21 protein-coding genes are annotated in these 22,847 nt (G+C 44.8%); 9 read left to right on the forward strand and 12 right to left on the reverse strand.

What is annotated here, in order from left to right:
• The first annotated feature begins 402 nt into the window (after positions 1 to 402).
• On the forward strand, positions 403 to 966 hold the full coding sequence (locus JJ941_RS13230; protein ID WP_290966119.1) for a sigma-70 family RNA polymerase sigma factor: 564 nt from the start codon (positions 403 to 405) through the stop codon (positions 964 to 966).
• Between the two features lie 2 nt (positions 967 to 968).
• Here the strand turns inward: JJ941_RS13230 and JJ941_RS13235 are convergent, their stop codons facing one another.
• From JJ941_RS13235 to JJ941_RS13245, 3 genes are all read right to left on the reverse strand, one after another.
• Positions 969 to 1,508 carry a hypothetical protein gene (locus tag JJ941_RS13235; protein WP_290966122.1) on the reverse strand — a complete coding sequence of 180 codons (540 nt, stop codon included), beginning with the start codon at positions 1,506 to 1,508 and terminating at the stop codon, positions 969 to 971.
• Positions 1,509 to 1,589: 81 nt separating this feature from the next.
• The gene (pdeM, locus tag JJ941_RS13240; protein WP_290966125.1) at positions 1,590 to 2,255 is read right to left on the reverse strand and encodes a ligase-associated DNA damage response endonuclease PdeM; all 666 of its coding nucleotides are present in this window, start codon (positions 2,253 to 2,255) and stop codon (positions 1,590 to 1,592) included.
• Positions 2,252 to 4,708, reverse strand: coding sequence for a ligase-associated DNA damage response DEXH box helicase (locus tag JJ941_RS13245; RefSeq protein WP_290966128.1), 2,457 nt, complete (start codon positions 4,706 to 4,708; stop codon positions 2,252 to 2,254). Before JJ941_RS13245 ends, pdeM begins: the two co-directional genes overlap by 4 nt.
• Positions 4,709 to 4,815: 107 nt before the next feature.
• Between JJ941_RS13245 and acs the strand changes: the two genes are divergently transcribed.
• A complete protein-coding gene (gene acs, locus JJ941_RS13250; protein ID WP_290966130.1) occupies positions 4,816 to 6,714 on the forward strand; it encodes an acetate--CoA ligase in 1,899 nt (632 codons plus the stop codon).
• Between the two features lie 37 nt (positions 6,715 to 6,751).
• Here the strand turns inward: acs and JJ941_RS13255 are convergent, their stop codons facing one another.
• The 4 genes from JJ941_RS13255 to JJ941_RS13270 form a co-directional block, all read right to left on the reverse strand.
• On the reverse strand, positions 6,752 to 7,120 hold the full coding sequence (locus JJ941_RS13255; protein ID WP_290966131.1) for a hypothetical protein: 369 nt from the start codon (positions 7,118 to 7,120) through the stop codon (positions 6,752 to 6,754).
• A gap of 9 nt (positions 7,121 to 7,129) precedes the next feature.
• Positions 7,130 to 8,344 (reverse strand): alanine dehydrogenase, encoded by a 1,215-nt coding sequence (locus tag JJ941_RS13260; protein ID WP_290966134.1) that lies wholly within the window; start codon positions 8,342 to 8,344, stop codon positions 7,130 to 7,132.
• Positions 8,345 to 8,549: 205 nt separating this feature from the next.
• On the reverse strand, positions 8,550 to 10,547 hold the full coding sequence (gene ligA, locus JJ941_RS13265) for an NAD-dependent DNA ligase LigA (protein ID WP_290966136.1): 1,998 nt from the start codon (positions 10,545 to 10,547) through the stop codon (positions 8,550 to 8,552).
• Positions 10,548 to 10,558: 11 nt separating this feature from the next.
• Positions 10,559 to 11,644, reverse strand: a complete 1,086-nt coding sequence (locus JJ941_RS13270) for a helix-turn-helix domain-containing protein (protein ID WP_290966138.1) — start codon at positions 11,642 to 11,644, stop codon at positions 10,559 to 10,561.
• A gap of 98 nt (positions 11,645 to 11,742) precedes the next feature.
• Between JJ941_RS13270 and JJ941_RS13275 the strand changes: the two genes are divergently transcribed.
• Positions 11,743 to 12,447, forward strand: a complete 705-nt coding sequence (locus JJ941_RS13275) for a phosphoribosyltransferase family protein (protein ID WP_290966140.1) — start codon at positions 11,743 to 11,745, stop codon at positions 12,445 to 12,447.
• A 30-nt stretch (positions 12,448 to 12,477) separates the two neighbouring features.
• Positions 12,478 to 13,149 (forward strand): hypothetical protein, encoded by a 672-nt coding sequence (locus JJ941_RS13280; RefSeq protein WP_290966142.1) that lies wholly within the window; start codon positions 12,478 to 12,480, stop codon positions 13,147 to 13,149.
• Positions 13,150 to 13,277: 128 nt separating this feature from the next.
• Here the strand turns inward: JJ941_RS13280 and JJ941_RS13285 are convergent, their stop codons facing one another.
• From JJ941_RS13285 to JJ941_RS13300, 4 genes are all read right to left on the reverse strand, one after another.
• Positions 13,278 to 13,802, reverse strand: coding sequence for a DinB family protein (locus tag JJ941_RS13285; RefSeq protein WP_290966145.1), 525 nt, complete (start codon positions 13,800 to 13,802; stop codon positions 13,278 to 13,280).
• 102 nt (positions 13,803 to 13,904) lie between these two features.
• A complete protein-coding gene (locus tag JJ941_RS13290; protein WP_290966148.1) occupies positions 13,905 to 15,977 on the reverse strand; it encodes a pitrilysin family protein in 2,073 nt (690 codons plus the stop codon).
• Between the two features lie 43 nt (positions 15,978 to 16,020).
• Positions 16,021 to 17,544 (reverse strand): pitrilysin family protein, encoded by a 1,524-nt coding sequence (locus JJ941_RS13295; protein WP_290966151.1) that lies wholly within the window; start codon positions 17,542 to 17,544, stop codon positions 16,021 to 16,023.
• Between the two features lie 57 nt (positions 17,545 to 17,601).
• Positions 17,602 to 18,387: a GntR family transcriptional regulator gene (locus tag JJ941_RS13300; RefSeq protein WP_290966153.1), complete on the reverse strand. Its 786-nt coding sequence runs from the start codon at positions 18,385 to 18,387 to the stop codon at positions 17,602 to 17,604.
• Positions 18,388 to 18,506: 119 nt separating this feature from the next.
• On the opposite strand from JJ941_RS13300, the gene JJ941_RS13305 reads away from it, so the two are divergent.
• The 5 genes from JJ941_RS13305 to JJ941_RS13325 are packed head-to-tail and all read left to right on the forward strand — an operon-like array spanning position 18,507 to position 22,103.
• On the forward strand, positions 18,507 to 19,070 hold the full coding sequence (locus tag JJ941_RS13305) for a YeeE/YedE thiosulfate transporter family protein (RefSeq protein ID WP_290966155.1): 564 nt from the start codon (positions 18,507 to 18,509) through the stop codon (positions 19,068 to 19,070).
• A gap of 10 nt (positions 19,071 to 19,080) precedes the next feature.
• Positions 19,081 to 19,488 (forward strand): DUF6691 family protein, encoded by a 408-nt coding sequence (locus JJ941_RS13310; protein WP_290966157.1) that lies wholly within the window; start codon positions 19,081 to 19,083, stop codon positions 19,486 to 19,488.
• Between the two features lie 16 nt (positions 19,489 to 19,504).
• Positions 19,505 to 20,935, forward strand: a complete 1,431-nt coding sequence (locus JJ941_RS13315) for an MBL fold metallo-hydrolase (protein WP_255132985.1) — start codon at positions 19,505 to 19,507, stop codon at positions 20,933 to 20,935.
• Positions 20,935 to 21,687 (forward strand): sulfite exporter TauE/SafE family protein, encoded by a 753-nt coding sequence (locus tag JJ941_RS13320; protein WP_290966161.1) that lies wholly within the window; start codon positions 20,935 to 20,937, stop codon positions 21,685 to 21,687. Before JJ941_RS13315 ends, JJ941_RS13320 begins: the two co-directional genes overlap by 1 nt.
• 17 nt (positions 21,688 to 21,704) lie before the next feature.
• Positions 21,705 to 22,103 carry a rhodanese-like domain-containing protein gene (locus JJ941_RS13325; protein WP_290966164.1) on the forward strand — a complete coding sequence of 133 codons (399 nt, stop codon included), beginning with the start codon at positions 21,705 to 21,707 and terminating at the stop codon, positions 22,101 to 22,103.
• Positions 22,104 to 22,265: 162 nt separating this feature from the next.
• Here the strand turns inward: JJ941_RS13325 and JJ941_RS13330 are convergent, their stop codons facing one another.
• Entirely contained in the window at positions 22,266 to 22,835 is a 570-nt protein-coding gene (locus JJ941_RS13330; RefSeq protein WP_290966167.1) for a DNA-3-methyladenine glycosylase I, read from the reverse strand.
• Positions 22,836 to 22,847 lie beyond the last annotated feature (12 nt).

The following is a 22,847-nucleotide window of genomic DNA, read 5'->3' on the forward strand; positions in this document are numbered from 1 at the left end:
AGCACATCCGAACGACAGAGAAACGATAGCGATGAGGGCGAAAAGAGATTTAACAGATTTCATAACAGTAATGGGTTTTTGGTTAAAAATTGGGTCAAGTACAAGAGTTCCTTGAACTCTGTTTGTTACAATTTTATTTAAAGTCAATTTTTAAATTAAAAAACATACATATACTCCAGTAAAAGAGTGTTTTTTAATCTATTTGTTACACATATAATCTAATTTTTAATATTTATAGCCGCCACTAAAAGATTAAAAAGGATTAATAATTCAAAAAAAATCACTTATTATTGAAGCTGTAAACATTTTGACGGATTATATGATGTGGTAATCATATGCCGGTTATCGCATAAGGAAAAAGGCACAAAGAGTGCTGAAAATTTTAATTAGTGGTTGGTTAGTTTGGCACAACTCAGAGTTGATTATTCAGAATTAGTAGAAGCGCTCCAGAAGGGGAATGATGAAAAAGCCAGTGAGCTTTTATCGGAAGTGATACCCAGGCTTGAGGATTATCTTCAGGTGGTAATGAGTGCTGAAGCAAACGCTGCAAAAGAATGTGTTCAGCAGGCCTTCCTGGATGTGTTTGAACAGGTCCGAAAAAACAACATCAAGAACAGTAAGTATATTTTCAGTTACCTGATCAAAGCCTGCCGGCACGAGTATCTTCGCTATGTGAAGCGGCAGCATAAGTTTAATTATGACGATGAGGCTTTTAATGAAGTGTATGAGCCTGAAGAGCAGTTCAAGAATCTACTGGATAAAGAACGACAGCGTATATTAGAAGAATGCCTGAGCGAGCTTCGTAAAAAATCGCGTGAATTTATCGAGTATTTCATGGATAAGCCCGATGCCAGCACAGATGATGCCGTTCAGGAGTTCGACCTCTCTAATGCTAACGTGCGTACGCGCAAGCACCGAATTCTAAGCCGCCTACACCACTGTTATAAGCGTAAGTCCAATCAATAGGTTTAGAAATTAATTCTAAATCCCGAAGCAGTAACATTTATACTTTCCGTTAATTGTATCAGATCTGAAGTGATGGGGCTGTGTAAAAAATATAGCACCAGGTCGAAGACAAGCAAAAATCCACCCTGTACGATTAATGATTTCCCATACCCTTCAAGTCGGGAGGACTTCTTTCGTATTCCCCGTTCCCATAGCCAGGCTCCGGTTGACATATACCCCACATCTAATCCGGTGTTTAAGAGCAGGAACTTGTCCAGTCTCTGAAGTTCATTTAGAGACTGAGTGTAGCTGAGCGAGGCAACATCAATTTGGGAAATACTATAAAGAGCAAAGCCTGCAATTCCCGCGTTTACAAGATTCCATCCTGCATTCATTTGATGGAAATATTTAGTTGATTTCTCGCTCAAAAAATACCCTGTTGAGCCGGATAAAATGTTCAAAGTTGCCCAACTTCCAAGAAAAATCATTCCTTTTTTTTGCAAATCATATGATTTTTGTGCGTGGAATTGAGCATCAAAAGTGCTGTTTTGTGCGTGTAACATTTCGGGTGAAATGAGAAAAAAGGCTCCCAAAAAAAGAAAAATAAAAGGCAAAATTTGCTTGTAACACATTTTTAGTGAAGGCTAAGAATTGACGGGTATTTGTATTATCTCCTGCTCAACAATCGCAAAAACAGATTCATTCTGTGCGGGATTAATTCTGTAACTGCCGGTAAAACTTCCAAAAGCAGGGAGTAAGGCAGCTTGTTTGCCAAAGTAAAAGCAGGGTACGTAAAGGTGTTGACGTGCTTTCCCTTTGAGCTTAACGGCCGGATGAATATGCCCGGATATGCAATAGGAGTTCGAGTCCTGATTTTCGGATTCATCATGGAGGAAAGTAAATGGAGAAGCGTGAAATTGGTTCACACAATTCAACCCCATCTTTTCATATTCAATACCGGTTAAGAGGTCATGGTTTCCGATAGTAAGTATCATTTCCGTAGCCGCATGAGCCTGCCTCCATTCTTTGAATTGCTCGATTTCGTTGTTCGATTCACTATGAAATAAATCGCCGAGGAAGACTATTTTTTCAGGTTCGATCTTCTCAACAAGTTCATTTAACCGGGAGATGTTGGACTCATTAACAGAGTTTGGTACCGCGATTCCATGTTTACGGAAATGGCCTGATTTCCCGAGGTGTACATCGGACACCACAAGCATTTTTTGTTCTTTCCAGAACAAGGCTTTTTGCGGGAGCAGCTTTAATGTTTGGCTTTTAAGTTTTAACTGTTGTGCGTTCTTGAACCTCATTTCACATGCTTTTCTAATTGCAGCTGCATTTTTTTGATGCGGTCTGTAAGTTTCTCGGAGCTAAGCTTTTCTCTAAGGCGATCTACCATAATAGGAAAAGCATAAGGAGTAAATCGCTCGGTAAGATTGAAAACAATTGTCTGTTCGGATATCTTTTTCAGGGCTTTGCGTAGCCTTACCTCGTCAAGCTGAATGCTCATCACTTCATCAAAAGCTTGTTGAATGAGCAAATGATCGGGTTCATGTTCCATAAACACATCAAAAAAGAGGCTGCTCGACATTTGAAGATGCTTGTTGGTTTTGGATTGTCCCGGAAACCCCTGAAATACTAAGCCTGCTATCTGACAAATTTCTCTGAACCTGCGCTTGGCCAACTCAGCACTGTTGATGCTGGCCATGATATCTTCCACAAGGTTATCTGCAGAAAACAGGTCATTTTCCAAAGCTGCTTCTATGGGAATATCCTGATCGGAAAGTAATTCGAAGCCGTAATCATTCATGGCAATCGAAAACGTAATGGGAGTCATCTTGGAGAGGCGGTGGGCAATCAGGGCCGACATTCCTTCATGCACATAACGCCCTTCAAACGGAAAGAAAAATACGTGGCACCCTTCACGAGAAAAAGATTTTTCAATCAGAAACTGATCTTCATCAGGTAAAACAGACCAATCCCGCTGAATCTCAAAAAGCGGCTCCAGTTTTTTAAGCTCGACATCATCATAACCACCTGAAACGGCCTGATGCATCTTTTTACGAAGAATATGGGTCATGTTAGAAGAAAGAGACATGCGTCCTCCCATATAGCTGGGAACTTTGGAAGAAGTGCCCTTTGCTCTTCGAACATAGACAGTCATGTCCTTCATTTTTATAAGCTCGAGATTACGGCCTGCAAACCAAAAGGTATCTCCAATATTAAGTTGAGCAATAAACCATTCTTCAACGGCTCCCAGTGATCTTCCGCTCATGTATTTTACCCGCAGCATGGCGTCGCTGGCAATGGTACCGATACTCATTCGGTGCCGTCGAGCAATCTTCCGGCTGGTTACTTTATAAAATCCGTCTTCATCAATCTCTACTTTTGAGTATTCATTATATCTGCTCAGCGATTTACCACCCACGGTGATGAATTGCAGGATGTCATTCCATTCTCTTTCTGTTAGGGTTTGATAGGCGAAGGTGTCTTTTACTTCCGTGAAAATTTCATCGGGATAAAATCCATCTGAAACAGCAAGAGTGACCAAATACTGAATCAATACATCATAGGGTTTGAGAACCGGGTCGCGACTTTCCATTTCATCGGAGTGGATGGCCGATTTTAAGGCAGCAGCTTCAATCAACTCCAGGGCATGGGTGGGAACAAAATAAATTCTGCTGGTGGAACCGGGTTGATGCCCGCTGCGACCGGCTCGCTGCATGAATCGTGCTACTCCTTTGGGACTTCCGATTTGGATCACGGTTTCAACAGGGCTGAAATCAACTCCCAAATCCAGGCTGGAGGTGCAAACGACCGCTTTTAAAATGCCCTCGTGCAGGGAAGCTTCAACCCAATCCCTTACCTTGCGGTCGAGCGAGCCATGATGAATGGCGATGGCTCCGGCTAAATCAGGGCGGGCTTCCAGTAGGTTTTGGAACCAGATTTCCGATTGGGCACGGGTATTGGTAAAAATTAGGGTGGAGCGGCTTTCATCAATAATCGGGAGAATTTTTGGGAGCAGTTTCAACCCCAGGTGACCGTACCATGGAAAGTTTTCCATTTCATCGGGGAGGACGGAGATGGCCTCGATTTTTTCCGGAACGTTTGCTTTAATGATGACGGCTTCTTTTTGATTAGGTCCCAGCAACACATCCTGTGCTTCGTCAAGGTTCCCTATGGTAGCTGAAATTCCCCATACCTGTAGTTCTGGACGAAGTCCTTTTAGCCTTGATAGTCCAAGCTCTGTTTGAATACCTCGTTTCGAACCCAGTAATTCATGCCATTCATCTACAATTACCGTATCCAGATTTTTGAAATGCCGTTCGCAGTTTTTTTGTGCTAGTAAGATATGTACGCTTTCCGGAGTGGTGATGAGAACTTCCGGCATCTTCCGGTTTTGCTTTTGCTTTACAGATTGAGACACATCCCCGGTGCGCCGCCCTATTTCCCAGGGAATTCCCATTTCATCAACCGAGCTTTGAAGAGCTATTTGAATGTCTTTAGCTAATGCCCTAAGCGGTGTTATCCATAAAACTTTCAGCCCGTTTTTCTCTTTCTTGCGGAACTGTTCGGGGTGTTCATCAATCCATTTGATGAGATTCGGCATAAACAAGGCAAAGGACTTACCACTTCCGGTTGGGGCATTCAGTAATCCCTGTTTACCATTAAGAAAGGCATTCCAAACCTCCTGCTGAAAGGGGAAGATATTCCAGCCCCTGGCTTCAAACCAGTGTTCAATAATTTGTTTGCCTTTACTCATCTATGTGCATAAAAAAGGTTAAATCTTCTCAAAACGAGAGTTTGACTTGATTATCCGCAAAAAAACCTTCAACATCAGCAAAATTGAATAACCAAACTGAATAAAAAATGTGGCTTAATATAAAATCGTTCGACGAGTACAAAGAGAATTTTGAGGAAAGTAAAAAAGACCGGTTGAAATTCTGGGACCATGAGGCCGGAACGTTCTATTGGCGAAAGCGGTGGGATAAAACCCAAAGCGGAAGTTTTGAAGATGCGAATATTAAGTGGTTTGAAGGTGGTAAGCTGAATATCACTGAAAATGCCTTAGACCGTCACCTGAATACCATTGGCAATAAAACGGCATTTATATTTGAGCCGAATCACCCGGATTCCTTTCGTCGAACCATCACCTATAAACAGCTGCATGAAGATGTATGCCGATTTTCAAATGTGCTGGAGAGCAAAGGGGTTGAAAAAGGGGACCGTGTTGTTATCTACATGGCGATGACCCCGGAGCTTGTAATTGCTGCACTTGCCTGTGCCCGTATTGGTGCTGTACATTCGATCGTATTTGCCGGCTTTTCAGCTCAATCACTGTCAGAGCGAATCAACGATTGCGAGGCGAAGATGCTGATTACCAATGACGGACTTCGCCGTGGCGACAAGCACGTTCCATTGAAAGATATTTCTGATGAGGCGCTGGAAAGCAGCCCTTCTATTGAAAGCGTGATTGTATGCCAGCGCACCAACCGTGAAATTGACTGGAAAGAAGGACGTGATGAATGGTGGCATAACCTGATTCGTAATGCATCCAGAGAACATGAAGCGGTTGAGATGGATGCTGAAGACCCGCTTTTCATTCTATACACATCCGGTTCTACCGGCAAGCCGAAAGGTGTGGTACACACTTGCGGAGGCTATATGGTGTACACCAGTTATTCGTTCCGTCAGGTATTTCAGGTTGGAGCCGATGATATTTACTGGTGTACGGCCGATGCTGGCTGGATTACCGGTCACAGTTATATTATTTACGGCCCTCTTTTTAATGGAGCAACCGGAATTATTTTTGAAGGAACTCCTACTTATCCTGATGCTGGTCGGCTTTGGGAGGTTGTAGAGAAATACGAGGTAACACATTTCTATACGGCACCGACCGCTATTCGGGCGTTGATGTCGTACGATATTGACTATGTGAAGAAGTATGATCTGAGTTCGCTGAAAGTACTTGGCACCGTGGGTGAACCGATTAACGAAGAAGCCTGGCATTGGTATGATGAACATATCGGCGGTGGAGAATGCCCGATCGTAGATACCTGGTGGCAGACCGAAACGGGAGGAATCATGATTTCACCACTGGCCGGAATCACCCCAACCAAACCCGGTTTTGCGACTCTCCCATTGCCCGGAGTTTTCCCGGTGTTAATGGATGAAGACGGAAATGAGATTGAAGGAAATGATGTATCCGGAAACTTGTGTATCAAACACCCATGGCCATCTATAGCCCGAACGGTGTATGGAGATCATGACCGGTATATTCAAACCTATCTGAGTACCTATAAGGGCTATTACTTTACCGGCGATGGTTGCCGCAGGGATGAAGACGGCTATTACCGCATTACCGGAAGGGTGGATGATGTGCTTAATGTTTCCGGCCACCGTCTGGGTACAGCTGAAATTGAAAATGCCCTTGATGAGCATGAGAAGGTAGTGGAAACGGCTGTTGTGGGTTATCCGCACGACATCAAAGGGCAGGGTGTCTTCGCCTTCATGATTTGTGATGAAGAAATCAAGGATCCGGAGGCGTTCAAAAAAGAGCTGAATGATCTGGTTACAAAAATCATCAGTCCCATTGCCAAGCCGGACAAAATCCAGATTGTTGCCGGATTACCGAAAACCCGTTCCGGTAAAATCATGCGCCGCATTCTTCGGAAGATTGCTGCCAATGATCTCGATAATCTTGGAGATACTTCAACGCTGCTGGATCCAAGTGTGGTAGAAGATATCAAGAAAGGCACAGCATATTAATTTCAGTAGGAACGTATCATGTGATACGTTCCTACTATTATAAACCGATTAAATAACCTGCGGGTAGAAGTAATACACTGATTATTAGAATAATCAGTCGAAACCGGGTTCTGACAAACATTGGATGAAAGAAGAGTCCAAAGGTGAGAGGTTTTTCATTGGTCATCCAGTCATAATAATGATGACGGTGAACAGAGCCCAAAGCCATGGTTACATGTCCGTGCAGGATGGTAAGCATAAAAGGAACCGCAAAGAAAAAGGCGCCGATGTACCTGAAAAGGATATCCATGCCGATTAAGCCCGCTCCAAAATAATATGGCCACGCAAAAAGCACCATCATAGGTACGGTTAGCATCCAGTTGATGATAGAAATACGTTTGTAATTCGATTCAGCTAATTCTGACATCAGGTAATTTCAAATTTGGGAGGCAATAAGCATTTCAATCTCTCGGTACGGCATGTCAAACATTTTGGCCAGAGTTTTCTTGGTGATATGCTTTTTATAGGAATAAGTGCCGTTTCTTAGGGCTACATTTTCCCACAGACATTCCTTAACTCCACCGGCGTTTCCAATCGCTAAAATGTATGGTACCAGTACGTTATTAAGGGCGTAGGTAGCTGTTCGGGGAACATTTGCCGGGATGTTGGGCACACAATGATGAATAACATCATGCTCAGAATAAACAGGATTGGAATGAGTGGTAGGCCGGCTGGTAGCTACACATCCTCCCTGATCAATAACTGTATCCACAATTACACTTCCGGCCTTCATTCCGGCAACCATTTCATCAGTAACCCAGCAGGGCGATCGTTCACCTTCGGCCATTGCTGCACCAATGATAATATCCGCAAATTTCAGGGCGGTACTTAAATACTGATGATTGGCTACAGCCGTAATGATTCGCCGGTCAAGGGCGTTTTCAAGCCGTCGCAGAGCTGTTAAATCAGTATCCATTACAAAAACCTGTGCGCCATAACCGAGAGCTGTTCGTGCTGCATATTCGCCGGTAATGCCGGCTCCCAAAATAACCACAGTAGCAGGCGGGACCCCGGAAATTCCACCCAACATAATACCTTGTCCGCCGCTCATGCTCTCCAGGTAGTGAGCCGCAATTTGTACCGACATTGAACCCGTAATTTCATGCATCATTCGTACGATGGGAAATTCTTTGTCTTCCCCCCGGATAAACTCGTAGCCAATCCCGGTTATGGACTTTTCGGTAAGAGCTTTCAGGTAATCTTCGGTTTGGCTACCCATGTGGAGGGCTGAAATCAAAGCTTGTCCGGGTTGCAAAAGCTTGAACTCATCTTTGGTGAGCGGTGCTATTTTTAGAATTAAATCGGATTTTTTAAAAACATCATCAGGAGAGTAGGCGATTTCAGCTCCGGCATCGGCATACTCGTGATCGGGGAAGTTGGCATCCTCACCAGCTCCCTTTTCGATGAAAATTTCGTGTCCGTTTGCCTTCAAAATGGAAGCACCACCGGGAGTCAGCGAGACCCGACGTTCGTCAAAAGAGATCTCTTTCGGTAAACCAATTTTCAGGGAAACTTCACTTTTGGAACGCATGAGATGTTTCTCCAGCGTCTTCAGTCCAATCTGTTCCGTATCCAATGGTTTAATGTCCATATACCGTAGGGCTTAGGTGAATTTCGGGAAGATAGGGAATTTTAGGGAGGGATAAAGTGGGGAGTGAATTGGTGATGAAGTGATAGGGTGATAGGGTGATAGGGTGATGAGGTGATAGGGTGATAGGGTGATGAGGTGGTGAGGTGGTGAGGTGGTGAAGTGGTTAAACAAAACATCACCACATCACCTTATCACTTGCCACTTGTCACTCTCCGATTAATTCCCGGAATTTGGTTTCATCTAAAACAGGGACTCCGAGTTGATTAGCTTTATCAAGTTTGCTTCCGGCTGATTCCCCGGCTAATACATAATCGGTGTTTCCACTGACCGAAGAGGCTGTTTTACCGCCGTGCTTTTCAATGAGGTCAGTGGCTTCTTTTCTTGTATAGGTTGGGAGGGAGCCTGTAAGCACAAATTTTTTACCCTCAAATATGTTGGAGGCCAATTGCTCTTCTTCCTGTTCAAACTGAAGGCCTTTCTCGCCCAAATGTTGTACAATCGCCCGGTTCTTTTCATTGCTGAAGAAGTCAACCACCGACTCGGCTATTCTGGGTCCGATGGAATCTACATCGGTAAGTTCTTCTTCACTAAGTGACTGCAGCTTCTCCATGGTGTTAAATGCTTTGGCTAAATCTTTGGCTACGGTTTTCCCGACAAAGCGAATACCCAGCGCGTAAATAACACGCTCAAAGGGCTGTTCCTTACTTTTCTCGATGGCATCTATCAGGTTTTGCGCACTCTTTTCAGCCATACGATCCAGTTCCACAATCTGCTCTTTCCGTAAGTCATATAAGTCAGCATAGGTTTTGATCAGTCCTTCAGAAACCAGCTGATCAACAACAGATTCGCCCAGTCCTTCTATATCCATGGCATCCCGGGAAGCAAAATGCTCGATGCGGATGCGTACCTGGGGCGGACAAGTGGGGTTCACACATCGCCAGGCAACTTCATCTTCGTATTTGATGAGATCGGAGTTACAAGCAGGGCAGGTTTTCGGAAATTTGAACGGCTCACTTCGATCCTCACGATCCGGATTGACCACACTGATGACCTGAGGGATAATTTCCCCGGCTTTTTCAACCACAACGGTATCGCCTATACGAATATCTTTTCGCTGAATTTCATCTTCATTATGCAGAGAAGCCCGTTTCACAGTAGTGCCGGCCAGTTCAACAGCTTCCAGCTCAGCAACCGGAGTGATAGTTCCCAACCGGCCTACCTGCAGGGTAATGTCGTTAATAGTAGTGGTGGCTTGCTCAGCTTCAAATTTGTAAGCGATAGCCCAGCGAGGAAATTTAGAAGTCGTTCCGAGTTCTTCCCGTAAATGGCTTTGGTTTACCTTAATTACCACGCCGTCTGTCTCATAAGGAAGCTGATGGCGTAAATCATCCCACTCTTTGATGATGCTATGAACTTCATCGATAGATGCAAAGACTTCATAATATTCCGAAACAGGCAGCCCAAATTCTGCTAAAAGTTCAGCTTTACGGAACTGAGTTAAGGGATCATCTTCTTCATCCAGCAGCAAATCAAAAGCAAAAAAGCGGATGGGGCGCTGGGAGACGGCTTTGGGATCCTGCATTTTCAAAGATCCGGCGGTGGAATTTCTGGGATTGGCAAAAACAGGGAGTCCCTGTTCTTCCCGGTGCTGATTCATTCGTGCGAAAGCTTCGCGCTCCATGTAGGCTTCTCCACGAACTTCAACAACCGGAGGATAGTCACCTTTCAATGTAAGAGGGATATCGCGAATAGTTTTCACATTGTTGGTGATGTCATCCCCCTGCTGACCGTCACCGCGGGTTGCACCAAGGGCTAATTCTCCATTTTCGTATCGAAGTCGGAGTGAGGCGCCATCAAATTTAAGCTCCACCATATATTCATAATCTTCATGGCCGAGTATTTTCTTTACCCGTCCGTCAAAATCATTCAGTTCTTCCTCGTTGTAGGTATTGTCTAAGCTGAGGAGTGGGACCGGATGCTGAACCGTTTCAAAAACGGAAGAAACTTCACCCCCGACCCTTTGTGTTGGAGATTCCGGATCGTGAAGCTCAAATTCCTTTTCCAGCTGTTCGAGTTCTTTGAGTGTTTCATCAAACTCTTTGTCGCTCATAAAAGGCTGAGCATCCTTGTAATAGGCTTTGTTGGCCTGGTCAAGAAGATCACGAAGTTCGTTTACGCGTTCCCGGGCTTCTTTCTTAGTCATTTTAAATGCTGCTATAATCTGATTCTGTACACGGTGCTATCTGGTGGGCCTACGCTGAGCGGAAACTCGCTTGGGGGAGGAGCAAGGTATCGGGGCTGATCGAGCACATCCCGTGTTATCATGATTGAATTGAACGCGGAATTAAAATAATTCTGTCGCGGGTTTTCAATTACATGTCCATTGAACATCAACAATAACCGGCTGTACTGACCGCGAACAAGCAGAGTGTCACTGAAATCAAAATAGTATGACTCACCTTGCTCCATCCAAAAAGGGTTGGTACGCCAGTTCAAGTCGCTGGTCACACGAATGGGTTCAAGCTGACCGTAGGCAGCATAAACAGAGATGGTGAGCGTGTCTCCCAGCTCGATGGGTTCCGCTGGTGATGTTTGCTCATTTTCAGTAGTTGATGTTTCACCTGCTTCCGGTTCGTTATTCTCTGAGATAGCAGTGGAATCTACCGGGGCTGGTAGAATGGCATTTTGATCAGATGGTCCGGTGGTTGGCTGCTCGGTTTCTGCGGTTTCACTTTGGAAGAACGAGCCGATATCATCCCAGAATATATATCCGGTTGTGCCAAGAGCACCTACAATCACGAAAATCAGTATCATCAACCAAACCCTGGAGTCTTTACTTGCTGTTGTAAACTTACGGCCCATATCTGCCCAGTTGATCGGGTCTTCTTCGGGGGGAGGTGGAGTTCTTTTCGGCTCCTTGGGTTCCTGTTTGGGTTTCATTTCCTCAAAAGCAGGTTTGTCATCATCAGGGCTTTCAGAAGGGAGGGTGTCTTTGGGGGCTAAATCGAACTGTGATTCAGATTCGTTTTCCGTTGAGTCTCCAATCAAGCTACCTGTGTAGGAGCCTTCTTCCAATTCATCGAGCGCTTGAACAATTTCATCATCTTCAATTTTCAAAACCTTGGCATAGCTTCGTACAAAGCTGCGAACATAGGTTTTGTTCTTACCCTTGTCAGAAAATATGCTGCCATCCTCAATGCTTTTTAGTGTGCTAAGAGGAATTTTAATAGCATTTTGTATATCCTCTAATGAGAGGTTTTGGCTTTTACGTATAGAGGCAAGGTCTTTTCCCAGAGACATATAAAATAATTTAGGTCTGCTTACAAAATTATAAGAAGCTAAGTAATTAAATGTGATAGGAAAAGCAAACTTTTAGCTTTAATTGATGCGGAAAAATTATGTTGCTTACAAAATTTAAAGAGGGCGTTTTAGAGGTCTTATTTCCCAAAGTATGTACGGTTTGCGGGCTGAAGCTATCGACGAATGAAAACTTTGTATGTACGATGTGTCTAAAAGATAAATTTGAGGAAGCTTACCGGGGTGGAAAACAAGCTTCAAGCGATATCCTGCTTCCGGAAGGGATCAGCCTTCAGCATGCGCTCTGGAATTTTGACAAAGGCGGGCATTTGCAAGAGCTTTTGCATCAGCTTAAGTATAACCGGTTGATCGGAGTTGGGGAAGATGTGGGTCGCCAGCTTGGTAAAAGCCTGCTTGGTAATCCTCTGTTTGTCAATGGAATCAGGAATAAGAAGGCCTTGCTGCTTCCGGTTCCCCTTCATAAAAAGAAAAGAAGAATGCGGGGTTATAATCAGGCTTTCCATATTGCAAAAGGTGTAGCCGAGGTAACGAATCTTCATATTGTAAAGCAGGAAACGGTCATCCGGACTAAGAATACGAGTACGCAAACCGGGTTTTCTCTCGAAAAGAGAAGGAAGAATATTGCCGGGGCTTTTGAGGTTCAGAATCCCGAAGCCATTGAGGATGCCGTTTGCATTGTGATTGATGACGTGTTCACCACCGGAGCCACTACCTTTGAGCTGGCATCCAAACTGAAGAAAGCCGGTTGTAAAGAAATTATGATAGCTACGGTAGCCCAGGCCTGAAACCTTCTTTATTAAAGCCTATATTTGGACATGGAAAATTTTAAAAGAGGACGTTTTGAATGGCAGATGCTGGAGCTTCCGGATGGAATAACCACCTCCAATGGAAACTGGTATCATATTACACGGGATGGAATTGAGAAATACGTGCCGGGCTTGCTGAAAGAAAAACCCCTGGAACAAATCATTCAGGAAGCCGATGCCTGGGTGAAAAGCTCTAACGGGCTGGCACTGATGCTTTACTTCATCCTCGTTTATGCTACCGTTGATGCGTTATGGGCTTTTATAATTTCGTTGGCTGTTTATTTTCTGTGGTACTTTAATACCGGTGTGTTTGTGAATGTGATTTCCACACCGATTGCCCGCTTGCTGAATAAAGACGGATTCATCTATACCGTTTCCGGGGTATTCCTGATTGGGATTAGTCTTAACGACTTAATAGCCGGTGTCGGGATAAGCGTTGAGTTTAATGCACTTTGGTATGGATTAGGACTGTTCTTTTTGTTCAAAGTGGGGTTGTTGTCTCTTCTTATTCAATTTGTTCGAAATAAGTTCTTCGATAAACCAAAAGTCCCCAAACCGGACCGTATTCTGAATATGCTGCTCATCCGATATGGAATGAAACACGGTATTTTAACCGGGAAAATCGAGGATATGGAAAAAGAGCTTATCCGTATAGCCAATTATCATAAGGGGAAGAAGTAAGGTCGGGCGAATAGCTTTTCATTTGATCCTTTAATCTCGATCCTCAACAAAGCACTGGAATGAGGGCAAGGTAATCCCGGTCATCCCAAAAATCCTGTAAATCAAGGTTAAAAAAAGAGGGACATGGTCTACAAATACTTCTCCCGAATAATCTCTTTATGATGCAGCTCGTGGCCGGCAATGATGAAAGGGATAGAACGGACCGTAAACTCCACACCGCTGGCAGTGCCTTTCAGGGAAATCATCTCTTTGGTCATGTTCTGGAAAAGGTGAATGGTGGAAATGCGGACGGCTAAATATTCATTCGCGAGGTTGTGGATGGTCCGGCTGTTGTAATTGGAATACTTCACATAATCATCCTGCTCCATGGAGGGAAGCGGATTTGGGTCGCGGCGGGAAAAAGCCAGCCCGCGATAACTAAACACCCGTTCGGTTTCTATTATGTGGCCGATTACCTGCTTTACCGTCCATTTGCCTTCCGCGTATGCATGGAAAGCTTTATCACCGGGTATGGCATTGATAAAGGTGTACATTTCATGCATTTGAGTATTCAGCGTTTCGATAATGTTCCCCTTGGGAACGTGAGAAACGTAATCTGCATAGTAATGCGCATACTCTGAACTTGACGGGTATTCGTTATCCCAGGCTGACATGGTGTATCTCCTCTATAAATTTTAACAACCAATTATATATAGCTAAAAAAATCCCGCATCTCAATTAAGAAATGCGGGATTGAAATTAGTCAGTGAAAACGACTATTCAGGAATAGAGTGACTTTCAACCGTCAGTTCTGCAGCTACCTGCTCGTCAACATAGGTAACGACGGAATAAGCATACATAACACCGCCGGCTTCGTTCCAGTCAGAATACACGCTTTTAGCTTCCTGTCGTTGTCCGGTTTGAGGGTTCATCTCGGTATAACGGCTCATATGAGGAAGTCCGGTTTCCTGATCAAGCAGGTAAGTTACCTTAACCTGATCGTTGGTCATTCTAACAACCGCATAATCTTCTCCGTCAACGGTTTCATCACCAAGGTATTCAGCCTGAATATCCTCGTGGTTGATGGCTATGGAGAGGTAATTACGCTTCATTTCATTCAGCATAGGCTTGGCCATTTGTGGAGGTAGCTGCCGCTGCTGTCCGCCCATCTGCATGGTTCCACTTCCGTCTTTGAAGCTCATGGTCATTTGACCCTGTGGCGTTGTCAGGTTTCGTTCGGTGGAGTAATCCGCGAAGTTGGTGACCGAAGAATTTTGGATATCCATATCACCCATAGGTGTTTTCTGCGTGATTACAGATTTTTCCTGAATGGAAACCACATCACTACCCGGTTCCACCAGGGCATTGGCCATTTTTTCGAGCCATTCTTTTCCTTTGGTGGCATCACCGTCCACCACCGGTTCATCTGAGCCCGGCTCCGGAATGGTAATATCAACTTCATTTACATCACCAAATTGCTGCAGCTGATCTCCGATTTCATCTTTGTTGCCAACCACCATAATCTGCAGGTAGTCGGGATTTAAGTATTCTTTGGCAACGCGCTGAACATCTTCAATGGTTGTGTTCTTTACGCCCTCAATGTATTGATCAAAAGCATCCCCGGGCAGACCTCGGTAATCATACGACATCTGCTGGCTGAGCACTTCCTCATAGCTGTCGTACTCAAACACCGATGAGTTCAGGATTTGATCTTTGGTATCCTGCAATTCTTTTTTGGTGATGGGTTCATTCTGAAGACGGCGAATTTGCTCGATGACTGCTTCGATGGCTTCAGCGGTTGTAGAGCTCTTGGTAGATACGCCGGCAAAGAAAAATCCGGGGTAGAAGGAGTTCATGCTGTACTGACCAAAGGCCGAATAGGCGAGCCCCATTTCAGTTCGGATAACCTGCATCAACCGGCCGGAAAAACCACCACTAAGTACACGGTTCATTACCTGAATTTGCGGATAATCAGGATTGTCGCGCATACCACCCAGGTGACCCATCAGGATGAAGCTCTGGTTCACATCCGACTTGTGAGCAAAGTTGATAGTGCTTTGTGGCTCATAATCAACTTCTGGGAAATCGAGAGAGGTTTCCTCGCCGGAAGGAATGTTGCTAAAAGCTTCTTCCAGTTTTTGCTTCATTTCGGAAGCATCGAAATCACCAACCACACCAATCATCATGTTTTCAGATACAAAATGATCTTTATGGAAATTAACAATGTCTTCGCGGGTGATGTTGTCGATGGTTTCATATTCCGTTGTTCGGGCATACACCGATTCAGGACCATAAATCAGCTTCTGGAATTCGCGAACCCCTACACTTTGCGAATTGTCATTTCGCCGTGAAATGCTACTTTTGGTCTGAGTTTTTGCAAGCTCAATTTTGTCATCCGGAAAAGCCGGATTGGTAAGCAGGTCGATGAAAATGGGAAGCAGTTCATCAAAATCCTCTGCCAGCACATTCATCCAGGCACTGCCGGAAGTAAACCCAATACCCGTTTCCATACTTGCAGCTTTATTTTCAAGCAGTACGTTGAGGGAATCAGCAGGGATAGACTGTGTTCCCCCTGAGCGGATAACGGTTCCGGTAATGGAAGCCAGGCCTTCTTTTTCGGCAGACACTAAAACGCCCCCGGTTTTAATATTCACCCGTATCTCGATTAGTGGAAGCTCGGTGTCTTCCAGTAAATAGTAGGTGATGCCATTATCGGCCGTGTAAGTTTCTACCTCAGGAACCTGAAAGCTGTTCAGTTCCGGGTATTTGATCTCATCGTACTTCTTTTGTGCAAAAAGCGCAGAACTTGTGAGTGCTAACGCGAGGCACAAAAGACTTAATCTTTTCATAGTTGTAATCATCTTTCCAGCATCCATTCTTTTAAAAATTCTGTTATTGATTCGCATCTGCAACCTCCCCGGCCGGAGCATTCACAATGGAACCTACCGTTAGGTTTTCTTTCACTAAATATTTCTTCGCCACGCGCTGAATATCTTCAATCGTCACCGCTTCAAGGTCTTCAAGGTTGGTGAATACTTTTCTCCAGTCGCCTTGCAGTGATTGGGCCTGCCCAAGTCGTACAGCGAGGCCTGAGTTGGAATCAAGGCCACGAATTAACCCGGCGCGTGCATTGGTTCGAACGCGATCCAGTTCTTCCTGTGTGATTTCACCGTTCTTGATTTTTTCCAGCTCCTCGTAGATGGCAGTTTCGAGAGTGTCGGTGTCATAGCCGCGGTTCGGTACGGCTAACAGGGCGAACATGCTCTCATATTTGGTTCCCGGAACCCCATTTAGATTTTGGAAGCCCAGAGCCACCTGCTCCTTTTCAACAAGGCGTTTGTACAATTTGGAAGTCCTTCCGCCTACTAAAATATTACTAAGCAGATTTAAGGCATTGTGATCAGGATGCTGATCGTTCACCGTATGATATCCCAATAACAAAAATGGCTGGGATTGCTGCTCGATGGTGAATCTTTTTTCTGCAATTTGCTCAGGTTCTTCGGTGTAGATCGGAGGAGGGGTAGGGCCTTTCTTCAACCGCCCAAAATAGGTTTTTGCCAGTTTCCGAACTTCATTCGGGTCCACATCACCGGCAATGGCAATGGTGATGTTGTTGGGTACATAATAGGTCTCATAAAACTCACGTGCATCTTCCATCGTTGTTGCGGTGATGTCAGAATGCCAGCCGATGTTTGGAGTGCCGTATGGGTGAGCTTTATAGGCAGTCGTCAGAAAAGCCTCGTATAGTTTCCCAACCGGACTTGATTCATAACTTGATCGGCGTTCTTCACGAACCACTTCTTTTTCTTTATAGAACTCGCGGAACACCGGATTCAGAAAGCGGTCAGATTCCAGGCTGAACCAAAGCTCAATTCGGTTTTCCGGAAGGCTGTAGAAATAGTTGGTGCGGTCGGCACTGGTGGTGGCATTCATTCCCGTACCCCCGTTGCGATTCACAATTTCAGAAAACTCATTGTTAACCACATACTGTCCGGCTTCTTCCTGAAGGGCTTCAAACTCGCTCCAAAGCTCGTTAATTCTTGTAGAATCAGGATTGATGGAGTGTTTTTCTTCCAGCCACTTCTGGTAGGTAGCATCCAGTTTCTGAAGTACCTTCTTTTCTTTTTTCCAGTTGCTGGTTCCCACGTCATGAGTTCCTTTAAAGGCCATGTGCTCAAAAACGTGAGCAAGACCGGAATTCCCAAGTGGGTTGTTTGCACCCCCAACGTTTACATAGGTAGCAAAACTGACTACCGGAGCAACCGGACGTTCTATGACAACAAATGTAAGTCCGTTATCGAGGGTGAACTCGGTTACTTTCTCTTCAAACTCCTCAAGGTACTGTGCCTGTACACCCGAAAACGAAATGGCGAGCAACAGCAATGAGGTTGCTAATATTTTCTCTGTTATTTTCATTAGATCAATACAATTAGTGAATAGTGATTAGATACTCGGAAAATGATGTTTTCATTACTATTTAGCAAATACAGGAGAAAATTCTTTTAACGGTAGTCCATCTTTATAGGAACCGTTCTCGTCCTCATTTCGGTATAGTTCCATCACGTAAGAAACATGAGCCGGATTGTAATACCTTTTTTGGAAATACACTTTTTTATCTCCGGTTGTACGAGAACAGCGGTCTATTTCCAGTAAAGCACTTCCCGGGTCCAGGTTCAGGTGTTTGGCAATGGATTCATCAGCGTTTGTTGCCGTGATCCGGTAGCTGCCTCCCTGGATCAGAATTTCGTACTTATCCTCAAACACATCATAGATGGTTTGGGTAGTGAGGTCCTCATCAAACAACAGCTGTCCATACCCGGGTGGCAGCCAGGTGATATCGAAGGCAACCGGTTTTCCGTTGGCAAGCCTGACCCGCTTTATTTGGATGAGTTTCATATCCGGGCGCAGCTGAAGCACTTCATTCACTTCGGGGACGGGGTCTACCCGATTGAGGGAAATAAGCCTGGAACTGCTTTGCAAGCCTGCCTGCTTCATGTCCTCGGAGAAATCAGTAAGACGAACCAGGGAGTTTTTCAGTTTTTGATCGCTTACAAAAGCCCCGACTCCCTGTTTCCGGTAAATCAGGCCTTCATTTTCCAGGGTAGATAATGCATGGCGAACGGTAACCCGGCTCACCTTAAAGTAATCACATAATCGGTTTTCTGAAGGAAGCTGGTCGCCGGGCTCATATTCCGTTCCGGTGATCTCATCGCGCAGTTTTGTAGCTACTTTTTCGTGTTTTGAATTAAAGTCAGACATAATGAATTCATGAATTGCAATGGAGATGAAAGATACTTGTTATAACATGTTGTAACAAATTAATTCAGCTTCTTATCATTGTCACGAATCAAAAAGACATTCATCAAATAAGATCAAAAATGACAGAACTATTCACTCAGCCAATTCCCTGGTATGTGGCCGGCCCGCTTATAGGCCTGATGCTTCCGCTGCTTTGGGTTATTGGAAACAAAACTTTTGGAATATCATCCAGCTTCCGGCATGCTTGTGCATCCATGGTTCCTTCTAAGGTGGAATATTTTAATTACGACTGGATTAAAGAAGGCGCCTGGAATCTGAAACTCGTAGCCGGAGTGTTAATCGGTGGAGTAATTGCCGGATTTACCAACGGCGGAGATTACACCGTTCAAATTTCCGAAGCTACCAAATCAGAACTCACAGCTTTGGGCATCAGTAACTTCACCAGTTTGATTCCCCTCGAAATCTTTAATTGGTCGAATATTGTAAGTCCGGCCGGTTTTGTATTGATGATTTTAGGCGGCTTTCTCGTTGGCTTTGGGGCACGTTATGCGGGCGGATGTACTTCCGGCCATGCCATTACAGGCTTGGCTACCCTACAAAAAGCCTCTTTGATTGCCGTTATCGGTTTCTTTATCGGTGGGTTGATAACAACCTATGCCATTCTACCACTCATTCTAAATTAAGCAGGTTATCATGAGATTTATTCTATCAGGTATTGTATTTGGATTTATTCTGGTGAAATCAGAAGTGGTTTCCTGGTTCAGAATTCAGGAAATGTTCCGTTTCGATTCCATACATATGTACGGCATCATTGGACTGGCTGTAGTGGTTGGGATGATTGCCACCATGTTTATTAAAAAGTGGAATGTGAAAGATGTGAATGGAAACCCGATTTCCATCAAAGAGAAAGATAATTCTAAAACTAAAAACTACATTATAGGCGGAACCATATTTGGCCTTGGATGGGGACTTACGGGTGCATGTCCGGGCCCCATGTATGCTTTAATCGGGAGCGGATATTTAATATTTCTGATCCCAACCTTAAGTGCTATCTTTGGCGCATTAGCATATGGATATCTGAAACCAAATCTGCCTCACTAAATTAATACGAAGCTTTATGTTTTTTCAGCAAATATTTGAAGAGAAATTAGCACAATACGCCTACCTGATCGGTTGTCAGCGTACCGGCGAAGCCATTATTATTGATCCAATGAGGGACGTGGACCGTTATAAGGAGCTCGCCATGCAGAACAACCTCAAACTGGTAGCTGCAGCAGAAACTCACATTCATGCCGATTATTTGTCCGGCTTACGCGAACTTGCCGAGCAAGGCCTTACCGTGTACGCCTCAGACGAAGGCGATAAGGACTGGAAATACGAGTGGCTCATGGGTAGTGATTACGATCACAAGCTATTGAAAGACGGCGATGAGTTTTCGATAGGCAATATCAAATTTACGACGGTGTATAGTCCCGGGCACACACCTGAGCACGTCAGCTACCTGGTAACCGATGGTGCTGCCACCGATGAACCCATGGGGATTCTATCCGGGGACTTTGTGTTTGTAGGTGATGTAGGCCGACCTGATCTGCTCGAATCAGCAGCGGGGCAGAAGGGAGCGATGAAGAGCTCAGCCAAAGTGCTGTATCAATCACTACAGAGATTTAAGGAAATGCCGGAATATCTGCAGCTTTGGCCGGGACACGGAGCCGGAAGTGCCTGTGGTAAAGCACTGGGAGCCGTGCCGGAATCAACGGTTGGATATGAGCAGCGTTTTAACGGTTCCATCCGGGCTGCAATCAGCGAGCAGGAGTTTGTGGATTATATTCTGGACGGACAGCCGGAACCACCGCTCTATTTCGCACGCATGAAGCGCGATAACAAAAAAGGGCCCAAAGTTCTGGGCGAAATGCCACACCCGGAACACATCTCCGTTGAAAAAATGATTGGTGATGTGCGGCTTGATAACGCGGTTATTGTAGATACACGAAACCGCACAGAGTTTATGAATAAGCATATTCAGGGAGCATTGCTTTCACCCATGAATAAGCAGTTCAACACCATTGTTGGCTCATATGTGAATGAAGATGAAGACATCTACCTGATCATTGAGCAGGATAAAGTGGAAGAGGCGGTAAAAGATCTGATCCGTATTGGTCTGGATAATGTGAAAGGGTATGCAACCCCGGAACAGCTTCAGGAGTTTTCTGAAAAAGGCGGTGAGCTTTTTACCACTGAAACCATTGACTTCGAAAAAGCAGAAGAATACCTGGCAACAGGAGAGGCAAACCTTCTGGATGTTCGTAAGAAATCCGAGTTTGATGAAGGCCATCATCCTGAAGCCATGAACATCGCCCATACAAGGCTGCTGGAAAGGCTCGATGAAGTCCCGAACGACAAACCAATCATGGTTCATTGTAAGTCAGGTGCACGGGCATCGGCAGCATCTGCCATGCTTGAAAGAGCCGACTATGCGGTGAAATACATTGACGACATGGTTGAACCATGGTTAGAGAAGAATAACTGGACAACTGCAGAGGCTAACTAATGTGGTTAGCCTGGTGCGGGGCCTTACTTATTGGAATATCACTTGGACTGCTTGGTTCGGGCGGGTCAATCCTTACCGTTCCGGTGCTCATCTACCTTGTAGGTGAGCCCGAAAAGCTGGCTATCGCTGAATCGTTAGGGATTGTGGCAGCTATCAGCTTTATAGGTTCTATCCCTTATGTGATAAAAAAAGAAGTTCACTGGGTAAGTCTGATCTTCTTCGGCATCCCCGGCATGATTGGTACTTATGGCGGAGCTTCTCTTTCCCAATACATCTCCGGAAATACGCAGCTGATGATTTTTGCCGGAGTGATGATCATTGCCGCTTTCATGATGATCAGGGAAAGAACAAAAATTTCGTACAAGAAACCGGCATCCATTCCGAAGTGGGTGTTAGTTATCGAAGGGTTAGCCGTGGGGGTGTTAACCGGCTTGGTTGGGGTTGGGGGAGGATTCCTTATTATCCCGGCGCTGGTACTCATAGGCGGGCTTTCGATGCGTGTGGCCGTAGGAACCAGCCTTTTGATTATTACCCTCAAAAGCATCCTGGGCTTCTACAAATACATAGATGTGTTAGCGATGGAAGGCCTGGGCATGAACTGGGAGCTGATCGGAGTGTTCAGTCTCATTGGAATAGCCGGAAGCTTTGTGGGGAATAAAATCAGCCAAAAAGTTCCCCAGAAACAACTTAAAACCGGTTTTGGTTATTTCCTTATGGTGATGGGAGCCTATATCATTTACACGAATTTTTAATAATAACAGGATCAATTATGAAGACAGTTATAACCGTTTTAGCTGTAGTAGCTTTAGCCGTGGTACTATTCATTAGTTTTAACTCAAAGAAAGCCGGCCCGGACAATTCGACACTACAACCTGAGTCCTTCAAACAAAAGCATCAGGAGACGCCGGGCGTAGTCATTGATGTACGCACAAAAGATGAATTCAACAGCGGTCATCTTGCCTTGGCAGATCATAACTTTGATTTGCTGAACGGAGATTTCCAATCTAAGCTGGATAGCCTGGACAAGAACGAAACCTACTATCTTTACTGCCGCTCAGGTAATCGAAGTGGACAAGCTACCCGGCTGATGAAAGAAAACGGTTTCGAAAAGGTGTATAACATTGGTGGCTTTAGTACACTTGCCAATTCCGGATTGGAAGTGAATTAGATTGGCAAAGGGTCATCCATCACCCCGTTTCTGCTTCGACCTATGCATTTCGGGCTTTAGAAGGAAAACGGAATGATGGATCTTCCTTACAAACCATCATTCGGCTCGGTTAAAGTAAGCTCAATTCCTGAAAAAATGGAGAGCCGGGTGATGGTGGAGCTACTATTTCAGCTCTTTATACCTAAAACAATCCACCGTATGATCCATCACCAGTCCACAAGCCTGCATGTGAGCGTACATAATGGTGCTACCGGTAAACTTGAATCCCCGTTTTTTTAAATCTTTAGCCAAAGCATCGGATTCTTTAGTGGTAGCAGGTACTTCTTTCATGCTTTTCCAGTGATTGATAATCGGTTCACCCCCAACAAAACCCCAGATATAGTTGTCGAAACTGCCGAACTCTTCCTGTATTTCAAGAAAGTACTGCGCGTTGGTCACGGCCGACCTCACCTTTAACTTGTTGCGGATAATGCCTTCAAACCGGAGCAGATCCTGAATTTTTTCTTCATCGAACCGGGCGACTTTTTCCGGGTTGAAATCCGCAAATGCCTGCTGGTAACCATCTCGTCTTTTAAGGATGGTTGACCAGCTTAAACCGGCCTGAGCTCCTTCCAGAATCAGGAACTCAAAATGGGTTTTATCATCATGAACCGGAACACCCCATTCCTCGTCATGATAGGTTACGTATTCATCGAATTGATCTTCAGCCCATCCACAGCGTTTTACACTCATTGCATGTATATT

It is taken from the genome of Gracilimonas sp. (assembly GCF_017641085.1).
In the GTDB taxonomy this organism is placed as follows: Bacteria; Bacteroidota; Rhodothermia; order Balneolales; family Balneolaceae; genus Gracilimonas.